The 18,193-nt window shown below is 29.5% G+C and carries 15 protein-coding genes; 12 read left to right on the forward strand and 3 right to left on the reverse strand.

From position 1 onward, the window contains the following. The first annotated feature begins 2 nt into the window (after positions 1–2). The 3 genes from LB454_RS11555 to LB454_RS11565 all read left to right on the forward strand — a co-directional run bounded on the left by LB454_RS11555 (position 3) and on the right by LB454_RS11565 (position 2,687). On the forward strand, positions 3–1,046 hold the full coding sequence (locus LB454_RS11555; RefSeq protein ID WP_224464830.1) for a DNA cytosine methyltransferase: 1,044 nt from the start codon (positions 3–5) through the stop codon (positions 1,044–1,046). A gap of 4 nt (positions 1,047–1,050) precedes the next feature. After that, on the forward strand, positions 1,051–2,019 hold the full coding sequence (locus LB454_RS11560; RefSeq protein WP_224464831.1) for a HaeIII family restriction endonuclease: 969 nt from the start codon (positions 1,051–1,053) through the stop codon (positions 2,017–2,019). Positions 2,020–2,102: 83 nt separating this feature from the next. Then, positions 2,103–2,687: a hypothetical protein gene (locus tag LB454_RS11565; protein ID WP_224464832.1), complete on the forward strand. Its 585-nt coding sequence runs from the start codon at positions 2,103–2,105 to the stop codon at positions 2,685–2,687. Here LB454_RS11565 and LB454_RS11570 read toward each other — a convergent pair. Next, a complete protein-coding gene (locus LB454_RS11570; RefSeq protein WP_224464833.1) occupies positions 2,682–3,113 on the reverse strand; it encodes a hypothetical protein in 432 nt (143 codons plus the stop codon). The two genes, LB454_RS11565 and LB454_RS11570, sit on opposite strands and share 6 nt — an antisense overlap. Positions 3,114–3,206: 93 nt before the next feature. On the opposite strand from LB454_RS11570, the gene LB454_RS11575 reads away from it, so the two are divergent. Both LB454_RS11575 and LB454_RS11580 read left to right on the forward strand, forming a co-directional pair. After that, a complete protein-coding gene (locus LB454_RS11575; RefSeq protein ID WP_224464834.1) occupies positions 3,207–3,512 on the forward strand; it encodes a hypothetical protein in 306 nt (101 codons plus the stop codon). Between the two features lie 116 nt (positions 3,513–3,628). Beyond that, entirely contained in the window at positions 3,629–4,801 is a 1,173-nt protein-coding gene (locus LB454_RS11580; RefSeq protein WP_224464835.1) for a hypothetical protein, read from the forward strand. Between the two features lie 89 nt (positions 4,802–4,890). On the opposite strand, the gene LB454_RS11585 is transcribed toward LB454_RS11580, so the two are convergent. Together LB454_RS11585 and LB454_RS11590 are read right to left on the reverse strand one after the other, a co-directional pair. Then, positions 4,891–5,559: an 8-oxoguanine DNA glycosylase OGG fold protein gene (locus tag LB454_RS11585; protein ID WP_224464836.1), complete on the reverse strand. Its 669-nt coding sequence runs from the start codon at positions 5,557–5,559 to the stop codon at positions 4,891–4,893. A gap of 69 nt (positions 5,560–5,628) precedes the next feature. Next, complete coding sequence (locus tag LB454_RS11590; protein ID WP_224464837.1) at positions 5,629–6,237, reverse strand: recombinase family protein; 609 nt, start codon at positions 6,235–6,237, stop codon at positions 5,629–5,631. A 282-nt stretch (positions 6,238–6,519) separates the two neighbouring features. Between LB454_RS11590 and LB454_RS11595 the strand changes: the two genes are divergently transcribed. From LB454_RS11595 to LB454_RS11625, 7 genes are all read left to right on the forward strand, one after another. Continuing rightward, positions 6,520–7,161 carry a hypothetical protein gene (locus LB454_RS11595; RefSeq protein ID WP_224464838.1) on the forward strand — a complete coding sequence of 214 codons (642 nt, stop codon included), beginning with the start codon at positions 6,520–6,522 and terminating at the stop codon, positions 7,159–7,161. A 98-nt stretch (positions 7,162–7,259) separates the two neighbouring features. Beyond that, positions 7,260–8,894, forward strand: a complete 1,635-nt coding sequence (locus LB454_RS11600; RefSeq protein ID WP_224464839.1) for an ATP-dependent nuclease — start codon at positions 7,260–7,262, stop codon at positions 8,892–8,894. A gap of 2 nt (positions 8,895–8,896) precedes the next feature. Further along, a complete protein-coding gene (locus LB454_RS11605) occupies positions 8,897–10,027 on the forward strand; it encodes a UvrD-helicase domain-containing protein (protein ID WP_224464840.1) in 1,131 nt (376 codons plus the stop codon). Positions 10,028–10,402: 375 nt separating this feature from the next. After that, on the forward strand, positions 10,403–12,658 hold the full coding sequence (locus tag LB454_RS11610; RefSeq protein ID WP_224464841.1) for a type I restriction-modification system subunit M/S: 2,256 nt from the start codon (positions 10,403–10,405) through the stop codon (positions 12,656–12,658). A 77-nt stretch (positions 12,659–12,735) separates the two neighbouring features. Continuing rightward, positions 12,736–13,488, forward strand: coding sequence for an LEM-3-like GIY-YIG domain-containing protein (locus LB454_RS11615; RefSeq protein WP_224464842.1), 753 nt, complete (start codon positions 12,736–12,738; stop codon positions 13,486–13,488). 248 nt (positions 13,489–13,736) lie between these two features. Beyond that, on the forward strand, positions 13,737–14,711 hold the full coding sequence (locus LB454_RS11620; RefSeq protein ID WP_224464843.1) for a hypothetical protein: 975 nt from the start codon (positions 13,737–13,739) through the stop codon (positions 14,709–14,711). Further along, entirely contained in the window at positions 14,712–18,137 is a 3,426-nt protein-coding gene (locus LB454_RS11625) for a UvrD-helicase domain-containing protein (protein WP_224464844.1), read from the forward strand. Positions 18,138–18,193: the final 56 nt, after the last annotated feature.

Below are 18,193 nucleotides of genomic sequence, written 5' to 3' on the forward strand. Positions count from 1 at the left end.
ATATGAATGTAGTATCATTTTTCGCAGGAGCTGGCGGACTAGATTTAGGATTCCAAAAAGCAGGATTTGATGTTGTCTGGGCTAATGAATATGATAAAGATATATGGGAAACATATCAAAAAAATCATCAAAACACTTTATTAGACAAAAGAAGCATTGTTGATATCAAGTCAGATGAAATTCCTGAATGTGATGGTATAATTGGTGGTCCACCTTGTCAAAGCTGGAGTGAAGCTGGTTCAAAACGAGGCATAAATGATAAAAGGGGGCAACTTTTTTTTGACTTTATACGTTTATTAGAAGCTAAAAATCCAAAATTCTTCCTTGCAGAAAATGTTAGTGGAATGTTATTAGATAGACATAGTGAAGCCTTGAAGAACATAAAAAAAATGTTCGAAAATGCTGGATATAGATTATCATTTAAGTTATTGAATGCATCTGATTTTGATGTCCCACAAGACAGAAAAAGAGTTTTTTTTGTAGGGATTAGGGAGGACCTTGAGTTTAAGTTTGAGTTCCCTATACCGTTAAATGAAAAAGTAACCTTAGAACAGAAGATACTCGACTTAAAAGATTCAGTAGTGCCAGCGAAAGAGGGCAACAAATCAAATAAAGAGAATTGTAAAGTTCCAAATCATGAATACATGATTGGTGGTTTTTCATCAATGTTTATGTCACGGAATAGAGTCAGAGGCTGGGAAGAGCAGTCATTTACAATTCAAGCAGGAGGAAGGCATGCACCACTACACCCACAAGCACCTAAAATGAAGTTTATTGAACAAAACAAGCGCATATTTGTTCCAGGTAAAGAAGATTTATATCGTAGGTTAAGTGTTCGGGAATGTGCTAGGATTCAAACATTTCCTGATGATTTTGTATTTCATTATAGTCATATTGCAGCTGGCTATAAAATGATTGGGAATGCAGTTCCAGTCAATCTCGCTAAGCATATTGCTTTAAGTATTAAAAATCAACTTGAGAATGCTGCTGTTAAAACAAAAAAAATATCTAAGAATACATTAGAATTCGAAAAAACATTCTCATAAAAGTATGGCAAGTCAAACAATAAACGGAAAGGCTTTTGAATACTCATTACTAATTGAGTTTTATGAACGTTTAAATAAGAACACAAGCGTTTCAATCACAAAAAACGAACCTTATAAAACAGCTAAAAGTTTTTTTGAAAGTTTCAATGAATCAGAGCAAGATACTTTTAGAATTACAGCTAGCGCATCAATTAATTTTCTTTTAGACATTGAACCCAAATTATCTAATGGAATTAATGAAGATGACATTTTAGTTTTAGAATTAGTAAGTGACCAGGCTGGACAAACTGGTGATGTAAGAGATGTCTTAATGATACGTTCTTTACAGAAATGGGAAATAGGCATTTCAGCTAAAAACAATCACAGAGCAGTTAAACATTCAAGATTATCAAATAAAATTGATTTTGGAGAAAAATGGCTAGGAGTTTCTTGTTCTGATGAATATTTTAATGAAATAAATCCTGTATTTGATATGTTATCTGAATTAAGAGCAGAAAACAAATCGACCAAGTGGACTTCAATTCAGGATATGCATCAAGTGGTATATATACCAATCTTGAATGCTTTTAGAAAAGAACTATTGCGTTTAGATAAAAATAATCCTAACGTAGTAGCTGAAAATTTAGTTCAATATTTAATTGGGAATCAAGATTTTTACAAAGTAATAAAAGGTAATAAAAAAGTTGAAATTCAGGCTTATAATTTACATGGTTCATTGAATCTACCTTTCGAAAAAGTCAAACCAAAAGCCAAGATTCCAAAATTAAAATTACCTTCAAGATTAATTGAGATTGTTTACCAAAAAAACTCTACCACTACATTATTGGTTTCTTTAAATGAAGGCTGGCAAATCTCATTCAGAATTCATAATGCAAGTTCAAGAGTTGAACCTTCTCTAAAGTTTGATATTAATTTAGTGAGTGCCCCTCACACCTTATTTACTAATCATATTTTCATAAATAGTGAAGATTAGTTTATCATAGGGTATTTTTTAACTTTTAATACATTAAACTCTATTTTGTGGTTAGGATTTTTAAATATATAGTTTAAAGATTTATGAGAAATGAAGAGTTCACAATAGACAATTTCGAAGACTTTGATGTGAAATACTTAATAGGCTATTCGAAGGAAAAAAATAAAATTGCAAGATTTTTTGAAAATAGATATGAATCTACATCAAGTTCTTATCTAAGTACGATTAAAGTTTTTGTAGGTTGTGAGATAGAAAGTTGCGATTTTGCTATTGAAATTTATTCAGTTGGTGAAAACGATGACCCCCGTAGTCAAATAAATAATAAAGAAATCGTTGGCTATGCAGAAGAAGGCAAGAACTGGACTACAATCGACGTTTTGGAACATCTCATCAAATTCCCTAAACAAGGTCTTTTTGTTGTTTTAAAATGGCTTAAAACAGAAGAAAATTTATATGAGTATAGCGGTCATAAAAAGAATCGAGAAAAAAGATATACCTACTCTACATATGCGCCACAATTTGGAACTATTCCATCGGAAAGCGAGTTTTTATGGGTTTATGAAAATGAGACTTGGGAAAAAGCGGAAAAGAACAAGTTATCACTTCTTCAAAGATATGAAGGGAAACATTCTGTGCCAGCAATCAAATTGCTGTTTGATAATTTATAAGCCTGCATCGTCCATCCTCAATTTTCTAATTTCTTTTGCATATTCCTTTTTAATAAAATTATTCAGATAGTATAGTCTACTTCCGTAGGTAAATTCTAGTGCATCATAGTTTTCAATAAACGCAGACCAAGTTTTAAACTTGTCTATTTCAAGATTACATATTATGAGGTAATCGAGACTGTCCTCAAATTTAGAATCCTCATATTTAACACCTTCCAAATAATATTTACGTTTAGAACCTTTGTGAGAATATACTGTTATTATTTTCATTTTTTCCAAACTAAAATATAAACGGATGAAATCAATGTTATTTGGATTTTTGCCACTTTTATTATTTAAGAAATTAAAAATTCTTCTGTAATAATTTTTAATTAACAAATTGATATTTTTAACATCTAATTCTGATAGTTCAAAGGTTTTGTCCATTGTTTTTTTTTTAAAAAATTTAATTTAGAGATTAAATTTTTAAAATGAATCAAGAAGTAATTCGAAATTTAAAAAGCTATAAATCACTAATTAATGAATATCACACGAAAGGCAAAGCAAGAAATTTTAGCACTCGAAAACGGACGAAATTTTGACAATTACATAAGACAACTTTACGTAGAAGAAAGAACTAGCATTGACGTTTCCCTGATGTGGTGTGTAAATAGAAAACAAATAAAATTGGTAGAACATAACAGTGTAGAAGGTTTCAATTTACTAAAATACGGGTATAAGATTGTAGCTATTTTATCTTCTTGTGATGAAGAAATTGACTCACAGTATGTTGATGGCAACTATTTTGAAGCTTTTAAAAAATATGTAGAAGTAACTAGGTTCTAAGCATTAATTCAATTGAAGATAGTGAATGAATTAGATGTAATCTCTATTGCTTAAATGTCAACTAGTCTTGTTCTTATTAATTAATATATTTAAACACCATTCTTAACTCGAAAATTATGTCAGAAATAAAATCTTCGTCTTATTTACTAGCAAATACAGATAGCAGATATCCTTTTTTAACGAAATTCAACAACACTGTTCATATAATCGAACCAGACACAGAAGATGAAGTAGATGGAGAATTCTTCAACAATTGCGAAGAATTAGCACAAGAGAATAAAGTATCACTGGTTTCAGCCGATAAATTAGGAGAGAAAGAAGAAATTAAATTAAATTTTCCATCTATTGCTAAGATGTCAAATCTTACAAAAGAAGAAAAACAAAAACTTGAAAATTTTAAAGAAGAGATACTTAAAAAAGAAAATTTTAAAGAGCGGTTTTTAGAATATATTGAATATGAATTTGGAATTCAAAACTCAAATGAAGGAGGCTTATTTTATAATGAGCCGATAGAAGGTGGTATCAATATAATATTTGCTCACATTCATGATATAAGACAGCTAGATAAGAAAAGAAGAGACAAGTTCTTAGACAATTTATTTCTTAAAAAGAAATTTTCATACTTCGAAAGCGAAACTGTCACATCTTCACCTAAATTACATTTTGCAATATTAAAAGAAAATTTAGGTGATTTCAGCGATAAAGGATTAACTACGTGCTTACCCTACCGCATTGATGAGATAAAAGAAAAGTATGATAAAATACCTACTAAACTTATTATTAGATATAGCTTAAGCTCAGGATACGAAATTTTAGTTCCCCCTATTCTTGATAAAGAATTAAGGCTAGACCCAATGAGGAAAACCTTATACTTTTTCATATTATCACTAGATTCAGGAATAAGATTTGAAGAAACAAGTAATGAATCAAAAAAATTGACAAGAATTTATAGAAAATTAGATAATTACAGTATAAATAAGGATAGAAAAGGTAAAAAGGTTAAAAATGGTCAAAGGGGTGAAAAGACTACAGAGCTAACAATTAAAATGTTCAAGGAGTCATTAAGCTCTCTTAAATCAAGAACTAAAAAAATTATCCAAGACCATCTTTATGAAGGAACAAGAGACTGGAATTATACATTTGAGGTGATGGATAAAATATCATATGTGAACAAAAATAAATTTCTCGAAATTCCACTTGATAGGGATGATGTTGCTCTCACCAGTTCTAAGAGAATCTCAAACCCAATTAATAAAATTCTGAATACGAAATTTAAGATTATTAAGTAAGAACCTCTAGTCATTTAGATTTAGAAACTTTAGTTATTGCAGTTTTACCAAATTTGAAGTCCTATTCTTGTAACTGAGGTGTAAAAAGATTAACCTACATCATATACGTGCTCACCATAAACTCGAGATAAATTACTTCCAAACATAAAAAGGAACATTTCAATTTGGTCAGATTCAACATCGATAGATTGTGCTAACTTGTCCATAGTTTCACAATATAAAGGATATTTAAGTATGGCGTTACCAGACCTTATTCCCTTTAAGCCATTTAGTTCTTTATAACTATCACTATTGATAACTTGAATAATTCGGTTATCCAAAATTAAGGTTTTATGACCGTCTAATCTGGCGTCTAAAAAGTAAACAAACTTAGACATAGTAGATAAACCAAGTCCAGGTATCGACTTAATATCTTCTGATAATTGCTTAATAGTAATAGTACTTTCATGATATTTATAAAGTGTAGAAGTTAACAATTCAAACTTTTCATCTTTTAAAAGGTTATTCAAATTATTACCTCTGCCTTTGGTTGGGTAACCCCACATAAGTGTCTTGAGAATAAATAATTTTAAATCAAAATGGATAGCTTCTTTCAAGTCATACCTGTTAAGGGTTATAACTTCATTAGCATCAAACACCTCATTAATAAGGGATTGTTGAGATTGAACCTTCCAATTTTTCTTTTTAATATCAAATGAATGTTTTAGATAAGGTAGCTCTTTGATAAGTTTTTGAAATTCTCTAATTTCTAGTTGCATAAAATATAATTGATTGGTTAGTACAGCAATTTATGCAAAAGGAAAATTGAATTCAAAGCAATATTAAATTTAGTTTAGTTGTGAAGACAACTTCTTAATTTTAGTAATCGTATTTGGATGAAGCCCAGAAATTTTTGCAACTTCTACATTTTTATAGCCTTTTTCTAAAAGTTCATAAGCTTTTTTGTTTTTTGGCTTATTTAAAAATTTGAGCATATTTTCTTTCGTCCCTTTTTTTCTTCCAAGATAAACACCTCTCTTTTTAGCTAATTCAATACCCTCTAACTGACGTTCTCTAATTTGATTTCTTTCCATCTCACCTACTGTCCCAAGGATTGATATCATCAGCTTTGAAATAGTGTTTTCCCTACCATCGTCGTCAATGGTTCTAAGACCTTGCTTTATGAAGAAAATTGGTATTTTTAATTCATTGAAGAAATGAATGGTATTTAAAATGTCACGAAGATTTCTTCCAAGCCTATCAATCTGATGAACATGAAGGCTCGTTATTAAATCTTGGTCTAGAAAACTTTTAATCTTTCTACCCCCTACTCTATCAAAGAAAGGAACAGAACCGCTACACTTATCTTCGATTATTAAATCAAAGTCGGATTTGTTGCTAATTTGCCTTTCTAAATTTTGCTGAATCGAAGATACTCTGACGTATAAAACTCTCATATTTTTAGATTAGTTATTGTTTAACCCTAAATTTGTGACAAATATAATGCATTTGTGTTATTTAATGAGCCAATTTGACCCATAATTGCCTCACATAAAAAAGTGTAGCCTATTATTGTGATGAGCAATCAGACTTAACAGCTTCCAAAAAACTACTCTAGTATTTAAATTATATAGCTAAAGAATAAAAATTATAAAAACATGTGTTTTCCAAGTAACGTTTACAAATAAACATGTATTTTTAAAATTAAAAACAATTCTACAACAAGCTGAAAACAAATTATGGATTGGACAAAAATATTTTCTGAAATTGGAATTTTTGGGATAATCTCAGGATTAATAGTTTGGTTGATTAAACAACTAGGACAAAGATATATCGATAAAGGAGCAAAAACTCACGAGCAAAAACTTCAAAATCAATCAGACTTGTATAAAGCCGAATTAAATCAATCCTTAGAGAAATTTAAATCAGAAATTGCGTTTTTTTCTCAAAAAGCTTTTAAGCTTCACGATAAAAGACTAGAGCGTATTGAAAATCTTTACTCATTATTGACTAATTTTTATGAAGACATGTTTCATTTAACAACCTGGAAAGTTGTTACAGGGATGACAGATGATGATGTAAACAGACAAAATTTTGAAAACACTAAAAAAGCAGGCAAATCTGGAACTAATTTTTTCAAATATTATGCAAGGAACAAACTATACTTTGACAAAGACACTTGCAAATTAATAGAGGAAATAATTAAGTTGTTAAAGGATAGTCATTTTGATTTTTCATACGAATATGTATTTGGACCAATGTCAGCTGACTTTAAATTTGAAACAGTAAAAAAAGCTACGGAAAAAATCCGAGAAAAAGTTCCTGAAATCAAATCAGAACTGGAGGATAATTTTAGAAAAATAATCGGAGTATATGAATAAAAGCAGTTATCAAATTTATATAACCAAAAATCAACGCATATCGAACCCGCAAATGCGGTTAAATGAGACCGTTATGTTTCATGAAAAAACCATCCTAAATGCATATTGAGAAAATAAAGATAAAAAATTTCAAATGTTTCAGAAATGAGTTTGAGTTAATATTAAACAAGACTGTCAACATCATTGTTGGAGAAAATGAAGCAGGAAAATCAACAATTATAGAAGCTTTAAACCTAATACTTTCTGGATGGTTTAAGGGTCGATATATTCACAATGAACTAAATGAATATTTATTTAACAAAGAAACAGTAAGAGAGTATATTGAAAGTCTTCAAACTGAAAAACCCTTGGCACCGCCTTCAATCAAAATTGAAGTTTTTTTATCGCCTGATTCGCCATCAATTTTCAAAGGGGATAAAAACTCTGAAAAATCCGATTCAATAGGACTATCATTTAATATTGAATTTGATGAAAAATATTTACCAGAATATCAGATTTTAATTCAAACTGAAAGCATTAAAAGTTTGCCTATTGAGTACTATAATTTTTATTGGGAATCCTTCGCAAGAGATGAAAGAATCACACCAAGACTCATACCAATTAAACCTGCATTAATTGATTCATCAAATGGTAGATTGCAGAATGGTTCCGACATTTACATAAGCAGAATTTTAAAAGATTTTTTAGACCAAAAAGAAATAGTAGATGTATCTCAAGCACACAGAAAAATGAAAGACGTTTTCATGCAAGAGGATTCGATAATTAACATTAATAAAAAAATACAAACTGATTCAAAAATTTCTAACAAGAAAGTTGAATTGTCTGTTGAACTTTCTTCAAAAAATTCTTGGGAAAACTCTCTGGTAACATATCTGGATGAAATTCCATTTCATCATATCGGAAAAGGAGAACAATGCGTGATAAAAACTAAATTGGCTCTATCACATAAAAAAACATTAGAGTCCAATGTGCTTTTAATTGAGGAACCAGAAAATCATTTGTCTCACACAAAATTAAATGAACTAATTCATGACCTAAAACAAGGTGGAGAAAACAAACAAATTATTGTAACTACTCACAGTAGTTTTATTGCAAATAAATTAGGCTTAGATAGCCTAATATTATTAAACGAACAGAAAACTATAACTTTTAAAGATTTAGAAGATGATACTTTTACTTACTTCAAAAGATTAGCTGGTTATGATACCCTTAGATTAATCCTGAGTAATAAATCAATACTTGTTGAAGGCGATTCAGATGAATTAATTATTCAAAAAGCATATTCTCAAAAATACGGTAAACTACCAATAGAAGATGGAATAGATGTAATTTCTGTAGGCACCTCTTTTTTACGGTTTTTACAAATAGCAGAAAAAATAAATAAGCCAGTAATTGTAATAACGGATACTGATTGGAGTCTCGAACAACTTGAAAAAAAATATGAGGATTATATTGGAGTAAACGCTAAACCCAACATTACAATTTCTTATGATAGCGAAATAGTTGAAGGTGATTTTGAAATTTACGGTAAGCCATTCAATTACAACACGCTAGAACCAAAATTATTAAAATCAAATTCTATTGATTTGTTCAATTTGATTTTTGACAAAGCTTATACAACTGATGAAGAATTTCACAAATATATGAAGCTTAATAAAACAGAATGCGCTTTAAAATTATTTGATTCACAAGAAAAAATTTCATTCCCGAATTTTATTTCAGACGTTATTTAAAAATGACTAACGAATTAATCATAGCATCAGCAGGTTCGGGAAAAACAACAGCTTTAATCAAAAAAGCGTTGCTATATCCTGAAAAATCAATTTTAATAACTACCTACACTGAATCAAATGCTCAAGAAATTAAAAATAAATTTTTTGAATTAATAGGCTGTATTCCTTCAAACATTCAAATTTCTACTTGGTTTTCTTTTTTAATTAAGCAATGTATAAAACCATATCAAACAATTCTATTTGACTACAAAATAAAGGGACTTCTGCTTGTAAACGAGAAATCAGGAATTAGATACACAGACCAAAGAACTCGAAGAAAAATTCCATATGCAGAAGCTGATAATTTTGATAAATTCTATTTTTCAAAAAACAAAAGGATTTATTCTGATAAGGTCGCCAAACTTGCTATTAGAGTTAACAAAGAAACAAAAGGCAAAATAATAAACCGCCTTACAGAAATATATGACTACATACTAATTGATGAATGTCAAGATTTGGCAGGATATGATTTGGAACTATTAAAAACTTTTGGTCAATGCTGTTCAAATCTATCATTAGTTTGTGACCCAAGACAAGTTACCTATTTAACTCATAATTCTACAAAACATAAAAAGTACAGAAATGGATTATTAAAAGAATTCATTACAACAGAATGCAATAAATTAGGTTTCCAAATTGATGATACATCACTTTCAGAATCGTACAGATGTAATCAGGCTATATGTGACTTTGCGAACAGACTTTATCCTGAACACAGTCAATGTGGTTCAAAACAAAATGAAACAACAGAACATGATGGCGTTTATATAGTTAAGAATGATAAAGTCGATGAATATTTAGCTAAATATAATCCCGTTCAATTACGATGGAACTCTTTAACAAAGAATACAAATCCTGAATTTACAATTACTAATTTTGGGCAGTCTAAGGGTTTAACTTTTGAAAGGGTCTTAATCTTTCCAACTAAAGGAATGCTTGCATGGATGATAAACAATGATATTTCAGTTAGTAAATTTAGTAATGAAGCCAGAGCGAAATTTTATGTAGGAATAACAAGAGCGAAGTATAGTGTTGGAATAGTCTGTGATAAAATAGATGAATTTGTAAAAAATGGAACAATTGAATACGAGTAAATCACTAAAGCATAATCGATTAGACGGCTCAGCCGTTAAATGGTGGAGTGAACCACTCAAATCATTCTCGAACTAGGCAGTTTGAATTAAAAACTTCACAATGTGGAAAAAGTATAGCATTTGCACAAAACATCTGATGTAGACGAACATTTATGCAGTCAACTTACATCAATATAAATGAGACCCAAAAAAATCACCTTGTCACTTGCTATACTTCGGAACGTTACTTCCATGTATCCAGGACTTACACACTATGGGCGTTAATGTAAAAAAACTATATTTACAATTCAGGGCACATAGAGGGTATAATGCATATCCTTCGGGATACGCACCATACACGAACCCTTGGCATTCATTTTAAAAAGCACTCGAACTATGAAAGAAATAAAAGATTTGATAACTGAAAGTTTGCATAGCTCAAGAGATACGGGTGAACTAAATTTCAGCAGATTTTCAGATGTATCAAGTCTTGAAAAAATTGGAATAGAGTTTGGAATAGAAAAATTAAAAAGAATATTAGAAAACAAAGAACTTACCCAAATAGCAATCTCACCGATAATCCATATACCAAACTGGATAAATAACTTCATTGATAACTTAACTGAAAATATATCTTCAAAAAAAGTTCTTGACCCTTGGATAAATAGAAACTCGTTTCTTGTAAACAATATTCAAAAAGACTTTAAAGGCTATTGCATTAATCAACAAGAAAAAAATCTTCTTGTTGAAGGTTTTCAAATTGACGAATCAAAAATATTTATAGACGAACCGCAAGAACTAATTAATCAAGAAACAGAAAAATTTGATTTGGTAATTTCATTTCCACCTTTTGCAATGCGGGCGAAAAATCGTGAATCAACCTCTAAAGACTATTCTACTGATTTATTAATTGCGTCTTCAAAACATATTAAAGAAAATGGAAAACTGATTTTCTTAATGCCAGGAAAATTCGTATTTGATAAAAAAATCGAAAAATCCTTGAAGGACAATAGTTTATTTGTAAATGCTCTTTTTTACGTTCCAGAAGGTAGTCATTCACCAATTACTTCAATCCCTTCATACCTCGTAATCGTATCCAAAATAGCTACGCAAAAAACTTTTATAGCTCAATTATCCTCAAGCGATACTACAAATAAAATCATCGCTAATAATTTTAATAAAAATAAAGAAGGTAAAACAACCTCTTTAGGTAGTTTTATGGAATTAGAGAATTTCACATCTTATAAAGCTTTTGAAAAAGACGAGGATGTTTTTAAAATAGGAAGAAAAACAGGTCTAAAGCCGACCATCTTAAAAAATATTGCTACTTTCAAAACAATAGGGAATAAAAATCCTGAAGAAATCGAGCATTCAAATAACATAATTTACCTACCTCGTATTGGGAATAGTGATGTTGTTGAGAACCCAAGTGATTTTAATATAAAGCCACATAATTATATCCAAGTAATTTTAGGAAATCAAGTTAGCCCTACTTATTTGGTAAAATATCTTAATACGTCTTTAGGTAAACTTACAAGAGAAAGTAGAAAGGTTGGTACTACAATAGAAAACATTACACTGCCATCATTAGAAGATGCGCCATTGTTTATTCCAAGCTATCAAGAACAAATTAGTCTAATTGAAGTAAATAATAAGATTGAAAATTTACTTTTAGAGATTTCTGAATATCAAAATCAACTATGGAAACGTCCGAGCCAAATACAAGAAATAAATAAAAGTATTGTTCAGTACGAAAAAGATAAGAGTATTGAAAAATGGTTAGACAGTTTACCATTTCCGATTTCTTCTATTCTTTGGAAATACGTAGCAACATCTGATAATAAAAGTAAGGTTGATTATTTACTTCACTTTTTTGAGGCATTTTCCGAATTTTTATCGATGCTTTTATTAAGTTCTTTCAATCAAGACCAGAAATTTTACAAATCCGAAAGTCATAGGTGGATAAACAATGATAGTAAATATGATGATTGGATTAAAAAAGCAACATTTGGAGGTTGGAATATTTTAACGGCGAACCTTCTTAAAGCGGTTCGTACAATAATTAATGAACCTAATAAAAAAGACGTCATTCTTAATCTATTGGGAAAACCAACTAGTGAATTTTTAACTTTTATAACAAGCAAAAAGATTATTCCTGTTCTAGAGAATGTAAGGGAATATCGAAATGATTGGAAAGGACACGGTGGAGTTTCAAGCGAACAGGATAATATCAATCGGCTTACTTTACTTGAACAAGAATTAAATAGTTTAAGGCAAATTATTCAAGGAGCGTTTGATGATTGTAGATTAATAAGTGCAACGACTGGAAATTATAAAAATGGCATATTCAATTTTAAAGCAAAAGAATTAGTTGGTAATAAAACACCTTTCAACGAAATAAAAGTTATTTCATTAAAACCTCTTGATGAAAACAAACTATATTTCATACATCAAAATCATAATGAGCCAATTGAATTACTACCATTTATTAAATTCAATCAAGAATCAAAAGCTTGCTATTTTTATAATAGTATTCAAACAACGAATATTAGATGGGTTTCATTTCACTTTGAACAAAATTCAGAATTTACCGAAAATATTGATGAAAAATTTGAAGAAGTTTTAAGCATCTTAAAGCAACAAAGTGAATAAAACGAAATGCCAACACTGAATATACTGTTTTATTCTCTGTTTTTATTTCAATGTTATTCAATTTACAAACCAATTTCATGAAATTTGCAAATCACGTAATTACTGAGCTTAGATATTACGTTTATATATACTTACACCCGGAAACCAACGAAATCTTTTATGTTGGAAAAGGGAAAGGAAATAGGGCTTTTTCTCATTTAAAGGAACAATCAGAAAGTAAAAAAGTGAAATATATTGAAGAATTGAAAAATCAAGGACTACAACCAAAAATTGAAATTTTAGTTCACGGATTAGAAGATGAAAAAATTGCATTGAATGTAGAGTCTTCAATAATTGACTTGATTGGAATTAAGAATTTGACAAACAAACAAAGTGGTTATAAAAGTGCGGCATTTGGAAGAATGACAATTGACCAAGTCAATTCGATGTATAGTAAACAACCTGTTGATATTACTGAATCTTCAATTCTAATTAAAGTCAATCAATCTTTTCGATTCTCTATGACTGATGTCGAACTTTATGATTACACACGTGGTCGATGGAAACTGAATCCAGATAGAGCTAAAAATGCTAAATATGGTTTTGCTGTATACCAAGGTGTTATTCAAGAAGTCTATGAAATCTTTGAATGGCACGAAGCAGGAACCACTGATAGTATTCGGCTTGAACATTCAAAATCACTACTTGATACTAAGGAAAGTTTAGATGGACGGTTTGAGTTTACTGGTAAGGTAGCATCAAAAGATATAAGAGAAAAGTACAGGCTAAAATCAGTTGAACATATTTTTAATAAAAAGAGTCAGAACCCTATTAAGTATGTGAACATATAAGTAAATAGAATATGATAAAAATACTAATCAAATGGTCTTTTCGTAGTTTATGAAATATTTTAAATAATCATTTGTTATTGAGATTTCTCAAACACTAAGTTTTATAGATATTAATCATACTGAATCTAAAATCTTGATGTGTTTTAAAAATAAATATTCAATTAAATTCTTAAATAGATTTAACCCCCACTAATAAAAGTACATCTATAAAGTAAATTTTTGTTATTTTTCAAAATAGAACATACTATATGTCAGAAAAAAAAGAGTTAATAGAAGCATTTAGAAAACTAGATTTTAAAGCCCTAAATGAACTCTTAGATGATGATATTTCTTATATGGACGTTCATAAAAGTCTGTTTTTAAAAAGGCTAGGTCAGGAAGTGAATAAATATGATAAACTAGATAAATATGAGGATGTTACAGAAGGTATTTGTGGCTCATGTAATAGAGGTTGCAAAGCATATTCGTTTTCAACTAAAAACTGTCCATCGCTGAATTTATTTTTTGAAGAAAAGAACGATAAAGTTACAGACATTTACATTTGTAATGATTTAAGAAATAACATTTCAGGTGAGCACGAGTGGAATATTTCTCTGAATTTTTATGAAGAAGAAAAGGTTGACTTTGAACCCTCATTACACTACAACATTAATGTTCAAAAAGCTGAAAATTGCCTTCAAGAGTTCAGTGCTCTTACATCAGATGGTTATGTCACTTCTCAAGACTTGGTTTATTGGCTTAATAAACATAAAGATTTAATATCCAAATTAGATTTAGGCTTACCTTTTATTGGTAAATCATATCAAGCTTTTGAGAAGTTAGATAACTTATATACCAATGTATATGCATTAGTTTATAACCACAATCATAATTCTATTGCAACTAATGCTTTAAAAGAATTTGATGATATTAATAAAGGAGAAGAAAAATCAATTGTGTTATGGCTGTTAAAACATAAAAATGAAAACTTCTTTTCCTTTAAGAAAACTGATAATTGGCAAAAGACAGGCTTAATTATATTTGATGATGAGTCAAATGTAATAATTGATTGCAGTGATTGTTTAGATTCTTTTCTGTATGAAGATTTATATTCTAATCTTGAAAATAGTCTATTGATTAAATATGAACCAACAGATGAACATTACCTACAAAATGGAGGGAGTGTAAACTATAGTTTGGAAACTTTTCTAAGATTTCACAACAAATATTTAGATATTTTATAAATGGGATTAGCTTCAATTTTACTACTCACCTCAGTAATTCTTTTTTTAGGTATTATCGCTTTCTTGATTTTAAGAAAAAGGCTTCGATTAAAGAGAGAAGAGGAAGAACGTGTTCGTATTGAGAAAGAGAAAAAAAGACTTGAACAGCTTCAAATTTTACATAATCGTCAGCGTGAAGAATTGATTCCATTTATACCTAATATTTCTGATTTTAATAGTTCTTTCGAAGAATTAAAAGCATTCAACAAGTATATTTCAAACTATGATGTTTTTGTTTTCAAGGATGAGTTCGACTACTTGTACCGCTCACTTAAGGACAGAAAATACGAGCATTTACCTGATTTTAAATCTTCCATCGAAAAAATCAGCTCATTCCTTACAACTTTTTCTAACATTGATTCCTTATTGGGAATTAGAAATAAAAAGTTTGTTGATAAAGAACTCAAAGAAACTGAAAGTTTATTGGATGATGTAGAGGGTAAGTCACTTGATATTCAACAAAGAAAAGCAGTTATCATAAACCAAGACAATCACTTAGTTATAGCAGGTGCAGGTTCAGGAAAAACAACTACAATAGCTGGAAAGGTGAAATATTTAGTCAAAAGACAAAATATAAGTCCTGATTCAATTTTATTAATATCATTTACTCGTAAGTCAGCAGACGAAATGAGAGATAGAATTGATGATAAGATGAATATTGATGTCCCAGTTAAAACCTTTAATAAACTTGGTTTAGATATTATTTCAGAGGTCAATAACTTAAAACCATCAATCTATGAATCAAGCGGTAAACCTCATTTAGAACGAATTTCATCATTTATAGATTATGCCAAAGAGAGCCATGAGTATTATAGCTCACTCATAGAATTCTTTTCTTTTTATCTAAAACCTTACAAAGATATTTCAGATTTTGAGTCAGACTCAGAACACAACAATTACCTAAATGAACAAAAACTAGAGGGCTATAAATTAATTGATAAAAAGACATCTAGTGGTGTCAAAATCACATACAGAGAAAAATTTAAAAGTCAAGAAGAAGTACTCATAGCAAACTATTTATTTCTCAATAATGTTAAGTATGAGTATGAAGAAAATTATAAATACAAAACTGCAAGCAAAAAATTCGGACAGTACAAGCCAGATTTTTATTTGCCTGAATATGACATATATATTGAACATTTCGGTGTTGACGAAAATTGGGATGTCCCCGAATGGTTTAAAGGCAAGAACGGTGAGTCAGCAAAGGAGACTTACAATAAAGGGATAGAATGGAAACGACAAGAACATAAAAAAAATAATACAATCTTAGTAGAGTCGTATTCATGGCAACAAAGAAAAGGTATCTTATTACCTGAACTTCAAAAGAGTTTAGAAAAAAATGGGGTTGTCTTTAAACCTATTTCAAATGACGAATTTTGGTCTTATATACAGAAGAATGCGAAAAAGGATATTGATGATTTTACACAGTTAATTGATACTTTTTTAGTCTTACTTAAATCAAACAATGAAACTATCTCAAATCTATTAAATAAAGCTGAAAAAGAAGATGATATCCGTGCCAGAAAATTTCTGAAGTTGTTTGAGCCTATATTCAATTCATATCAAGAATACCTTTTAGAAAAGGAAGAAATTGACTTTAGTGATATGATTAATCATGCTACGGAACTCATACAATCAAATAACTTTGAATCAAAATTTGATTATATAATTATAGATGAATTTCAAGATATTTCTAAAGCAAGATTTCAACTTATAAAGTCATTATTAGACCAAAAACCGGGTGCAAAATTATTTTGTGTTGGTGATGATTGGCAATCAATATATCGTTTTGCAGGAAGCGACATTGGTTTATTTACTGGTTTTGATGATAAGTTCAAGAACTCGCCTATTATTAAATATTCAAGAAAAACACACAAATCATTCATAGAATATACTTATCGATTCAACAACAAATTAATTGACTTAACAAGTGATTTCATACTCAAAAATCCAAATCAAATATCAAAAACCCTTAAAAGTCACTTTCAATCAGAGGAATGTCCCTATTCAATTTTTAAATATTCTGACCCAGAAAGAAATAGCGAAAACCTTCATAATGCATTAAGAGATGCTCTATCAAATATCTCTGAAAAAGTCAACGGTGAGCATGCAACTGTTTTACTACTAGGAAGGTATGATTTTGAAAGAAGAAATTTTGTGGGTGATTTCCTTACAGAGATTTTTAATAAGAAATCAAATCAACATGAATATGTTTATAAGGGTGTTCCTAATTTAAAAATAAGATTTTTAACTGCTCATAGGTCAAAAGGACTTCAAGATGATTTTGTAGTTATTACCAATTGTAGTTCTGGAACTTATGGATTTCCATCTGAGATATCTGATGACCCTTTATTAAATTTTTTACTATCAAAAGCTGACCAATTCCCTAATGGTGAAGAAAGAAGATTATTCTATGTAGCAGTAACTCGAGCCAGAAAACATGTTTGCTTTTTGGTAAATGAAGATTATACATCAAAGTTTATAGATGAAATAGATGAAAATGAAAAAAACACAACTTTACAATGTGAATGGTGTGATAATGGAAAGCTTATTGAGAGAAATGGAAAGCTTGGCTATTTCTATGCTTGCAACAACAATCATTACTGTAATTACACGAGAAAAATCCGTGCCAGTGATTTCAAGTCATTGGCTTATGAATATTACGAAAACAACCAATTTAATAGTGCCTTAGAATATTTTCAAAAGTACTTGTCTCAAGAATCAGGAGACTCATCCACCTTTTACTATTTGGGCAAGTGTTATGAAGAAAAAAAAGACTTTCAAAACGCATTGCATTGTTATAATGATGCAATTTCATTAGACATTTCAAACGCTAATGCATTTTATTGGAGAGGAAGCATTCAATATGATTTGAAAAATTATGATGAAGCAGTAAAAGACTGGCTAAGTTTTAATAAGTTAAGACCTAATAGTAAATCAGTAAACTATTGGTTAGCTAAAGGATTTTTGAAATCAAGGCGTTCTATCGAGTCAATCAGACATATTAATAAAGAAATAGAAGAAAATCCAGTTAGTGAAGATGCTGTAATTTTAAAAAATCAGATTTTAAATTACCTTAAAAAAAGATACACGACTAAGGAAATAAAAGTTAATTCTAAAAATAGTAACATTTTAAAAGGTTATTTAGAATTAGCAATTGACTTTGATGTTGATGTTAAGTTCAATTATCATAAGTCAAAACAATTTAACGATGGTATTACAAGTCTCAGAACAATAAAGCCAGACGGATTTAAGGTTATAGGACAATACGATTCATTGTGCGTTTTCGGTTATTGCTATATGCGTGAAGAAGAAAGAGTTTTTAAACTTGAAAGAATTTCAGAACTCATTATTAACCCTAATGAGATAGAATATTGGTCCAATTAAATTCAGTGAATACTAAAAATATTTATAAAGCTTTATAATTTCTTCAATTGAATTTT

This window comes from Psychroflexus montanilacus (genome assembly GCF_020164535.1).
GTDB lineage: Bacteria > Bacteroidota > Bacteroidia > Flavobacteriales > Flavobacteriaceae > Psychroflexus > Psychroflexus montanilacus.

Coding starts and splice junctions, on each gene's coding strand:
- LB454_RS11605 (WP_224464840.1), top strand. CDS start 8,897: ATGACTAACGAATTAATCATAGCATCAGCAGGTTCGGGAAAAACAACA.
- LB454_RS11560 (WP_224464831.1), top strand. CDS start 1,051: ATGGCAAGTCAAACAATAAACGGAAAGGCTTTTGAATACTCATTACTA.
- LB454_RS11555 (WP_224464830.1), top strand. CDS start 3: ATGAATGTAGTATCATTTTTCGCAGGAGCTGGCGGACTAGATTTAGGA.
- LB454_RS11595 (WP_224464838.1), top strand. CDS start 6,520: ATGGATTGGACAAAAATATTTTCTGAAATTGGAATTTTTGGGATAATC.
- LB454_RS11600 (WP_224464839.1), top strand. CDS start 7,260: ATGCATATTGAGAAAATAAAGATAAAAAATTTCAAATGTTTCAGAAAT.
- LB454_RS11570 (WP_224464833.1), bottom strand. CDS start 3,113: ATGGACAAAACCTTTGAACTATCAGAATTAGATGTTAAAAATATCAAT.
- LB454_RS11580 (WP_224464835.1), top strand. CDS start 3,629: ATGTCAGAAATAAAATCTTCGTCTTATTTACTAGCAAATACAGATAGC.
- LB454_RS11615 (WP_224464842.1), top strand. CDS start 12,736: ATGAAATTTGCAAATCACGTAATTACTGAGCTTAGATATTACGTTTAT.
- LB454_RS11625 (WP_224464844.1), top strand. CDS start 14,712: ATGGGATTAGCTTCAATTTTACTACTCACCTCAGTAATTCTTTTTTTA.
- LB454_RS11565 (WP_224464832.1), top strand. CDS start 2,103: ATGAGAAATGAAGAGTTCACAATAGACAATTTCGAAGACTTTGATGTG.
- LB454_RS11610 (WP_224464841.1), top strand. CDS start 10,403: ATGAAAGAAATAAAAGATTTGATAACTGAAAGTTTGCATAGCTCAAGA.
- LB454_RS11585 (WP_224464836.1), bottom strand. CDS start 5,559: ATGCAACTAGAAATTAGAGAATTTCAAAAACTTATCAAAGAGCTACCT.
- LB454_RS11575 (WP_224464834.1), top strand. CDS start 3,207: ATGAATATCACACGAAAGGCAAAGCAAGAAATTTTAGCACTCGAAAAC.
- LB454_RS11590 (WP_224464837.1), bottom strand. CDS start 6,237: ATGAGAGTTTTATACGTCAGAGTATCTTCGATTCAGCAAAATTTAGAA.
- LB454_RS11620 (WP_224464843.1), top strand. CDS start 13,737: ATGTCAGAAAAAAAAGAGTTAATAGAAGCATTTAGAAAACTAGATTTT.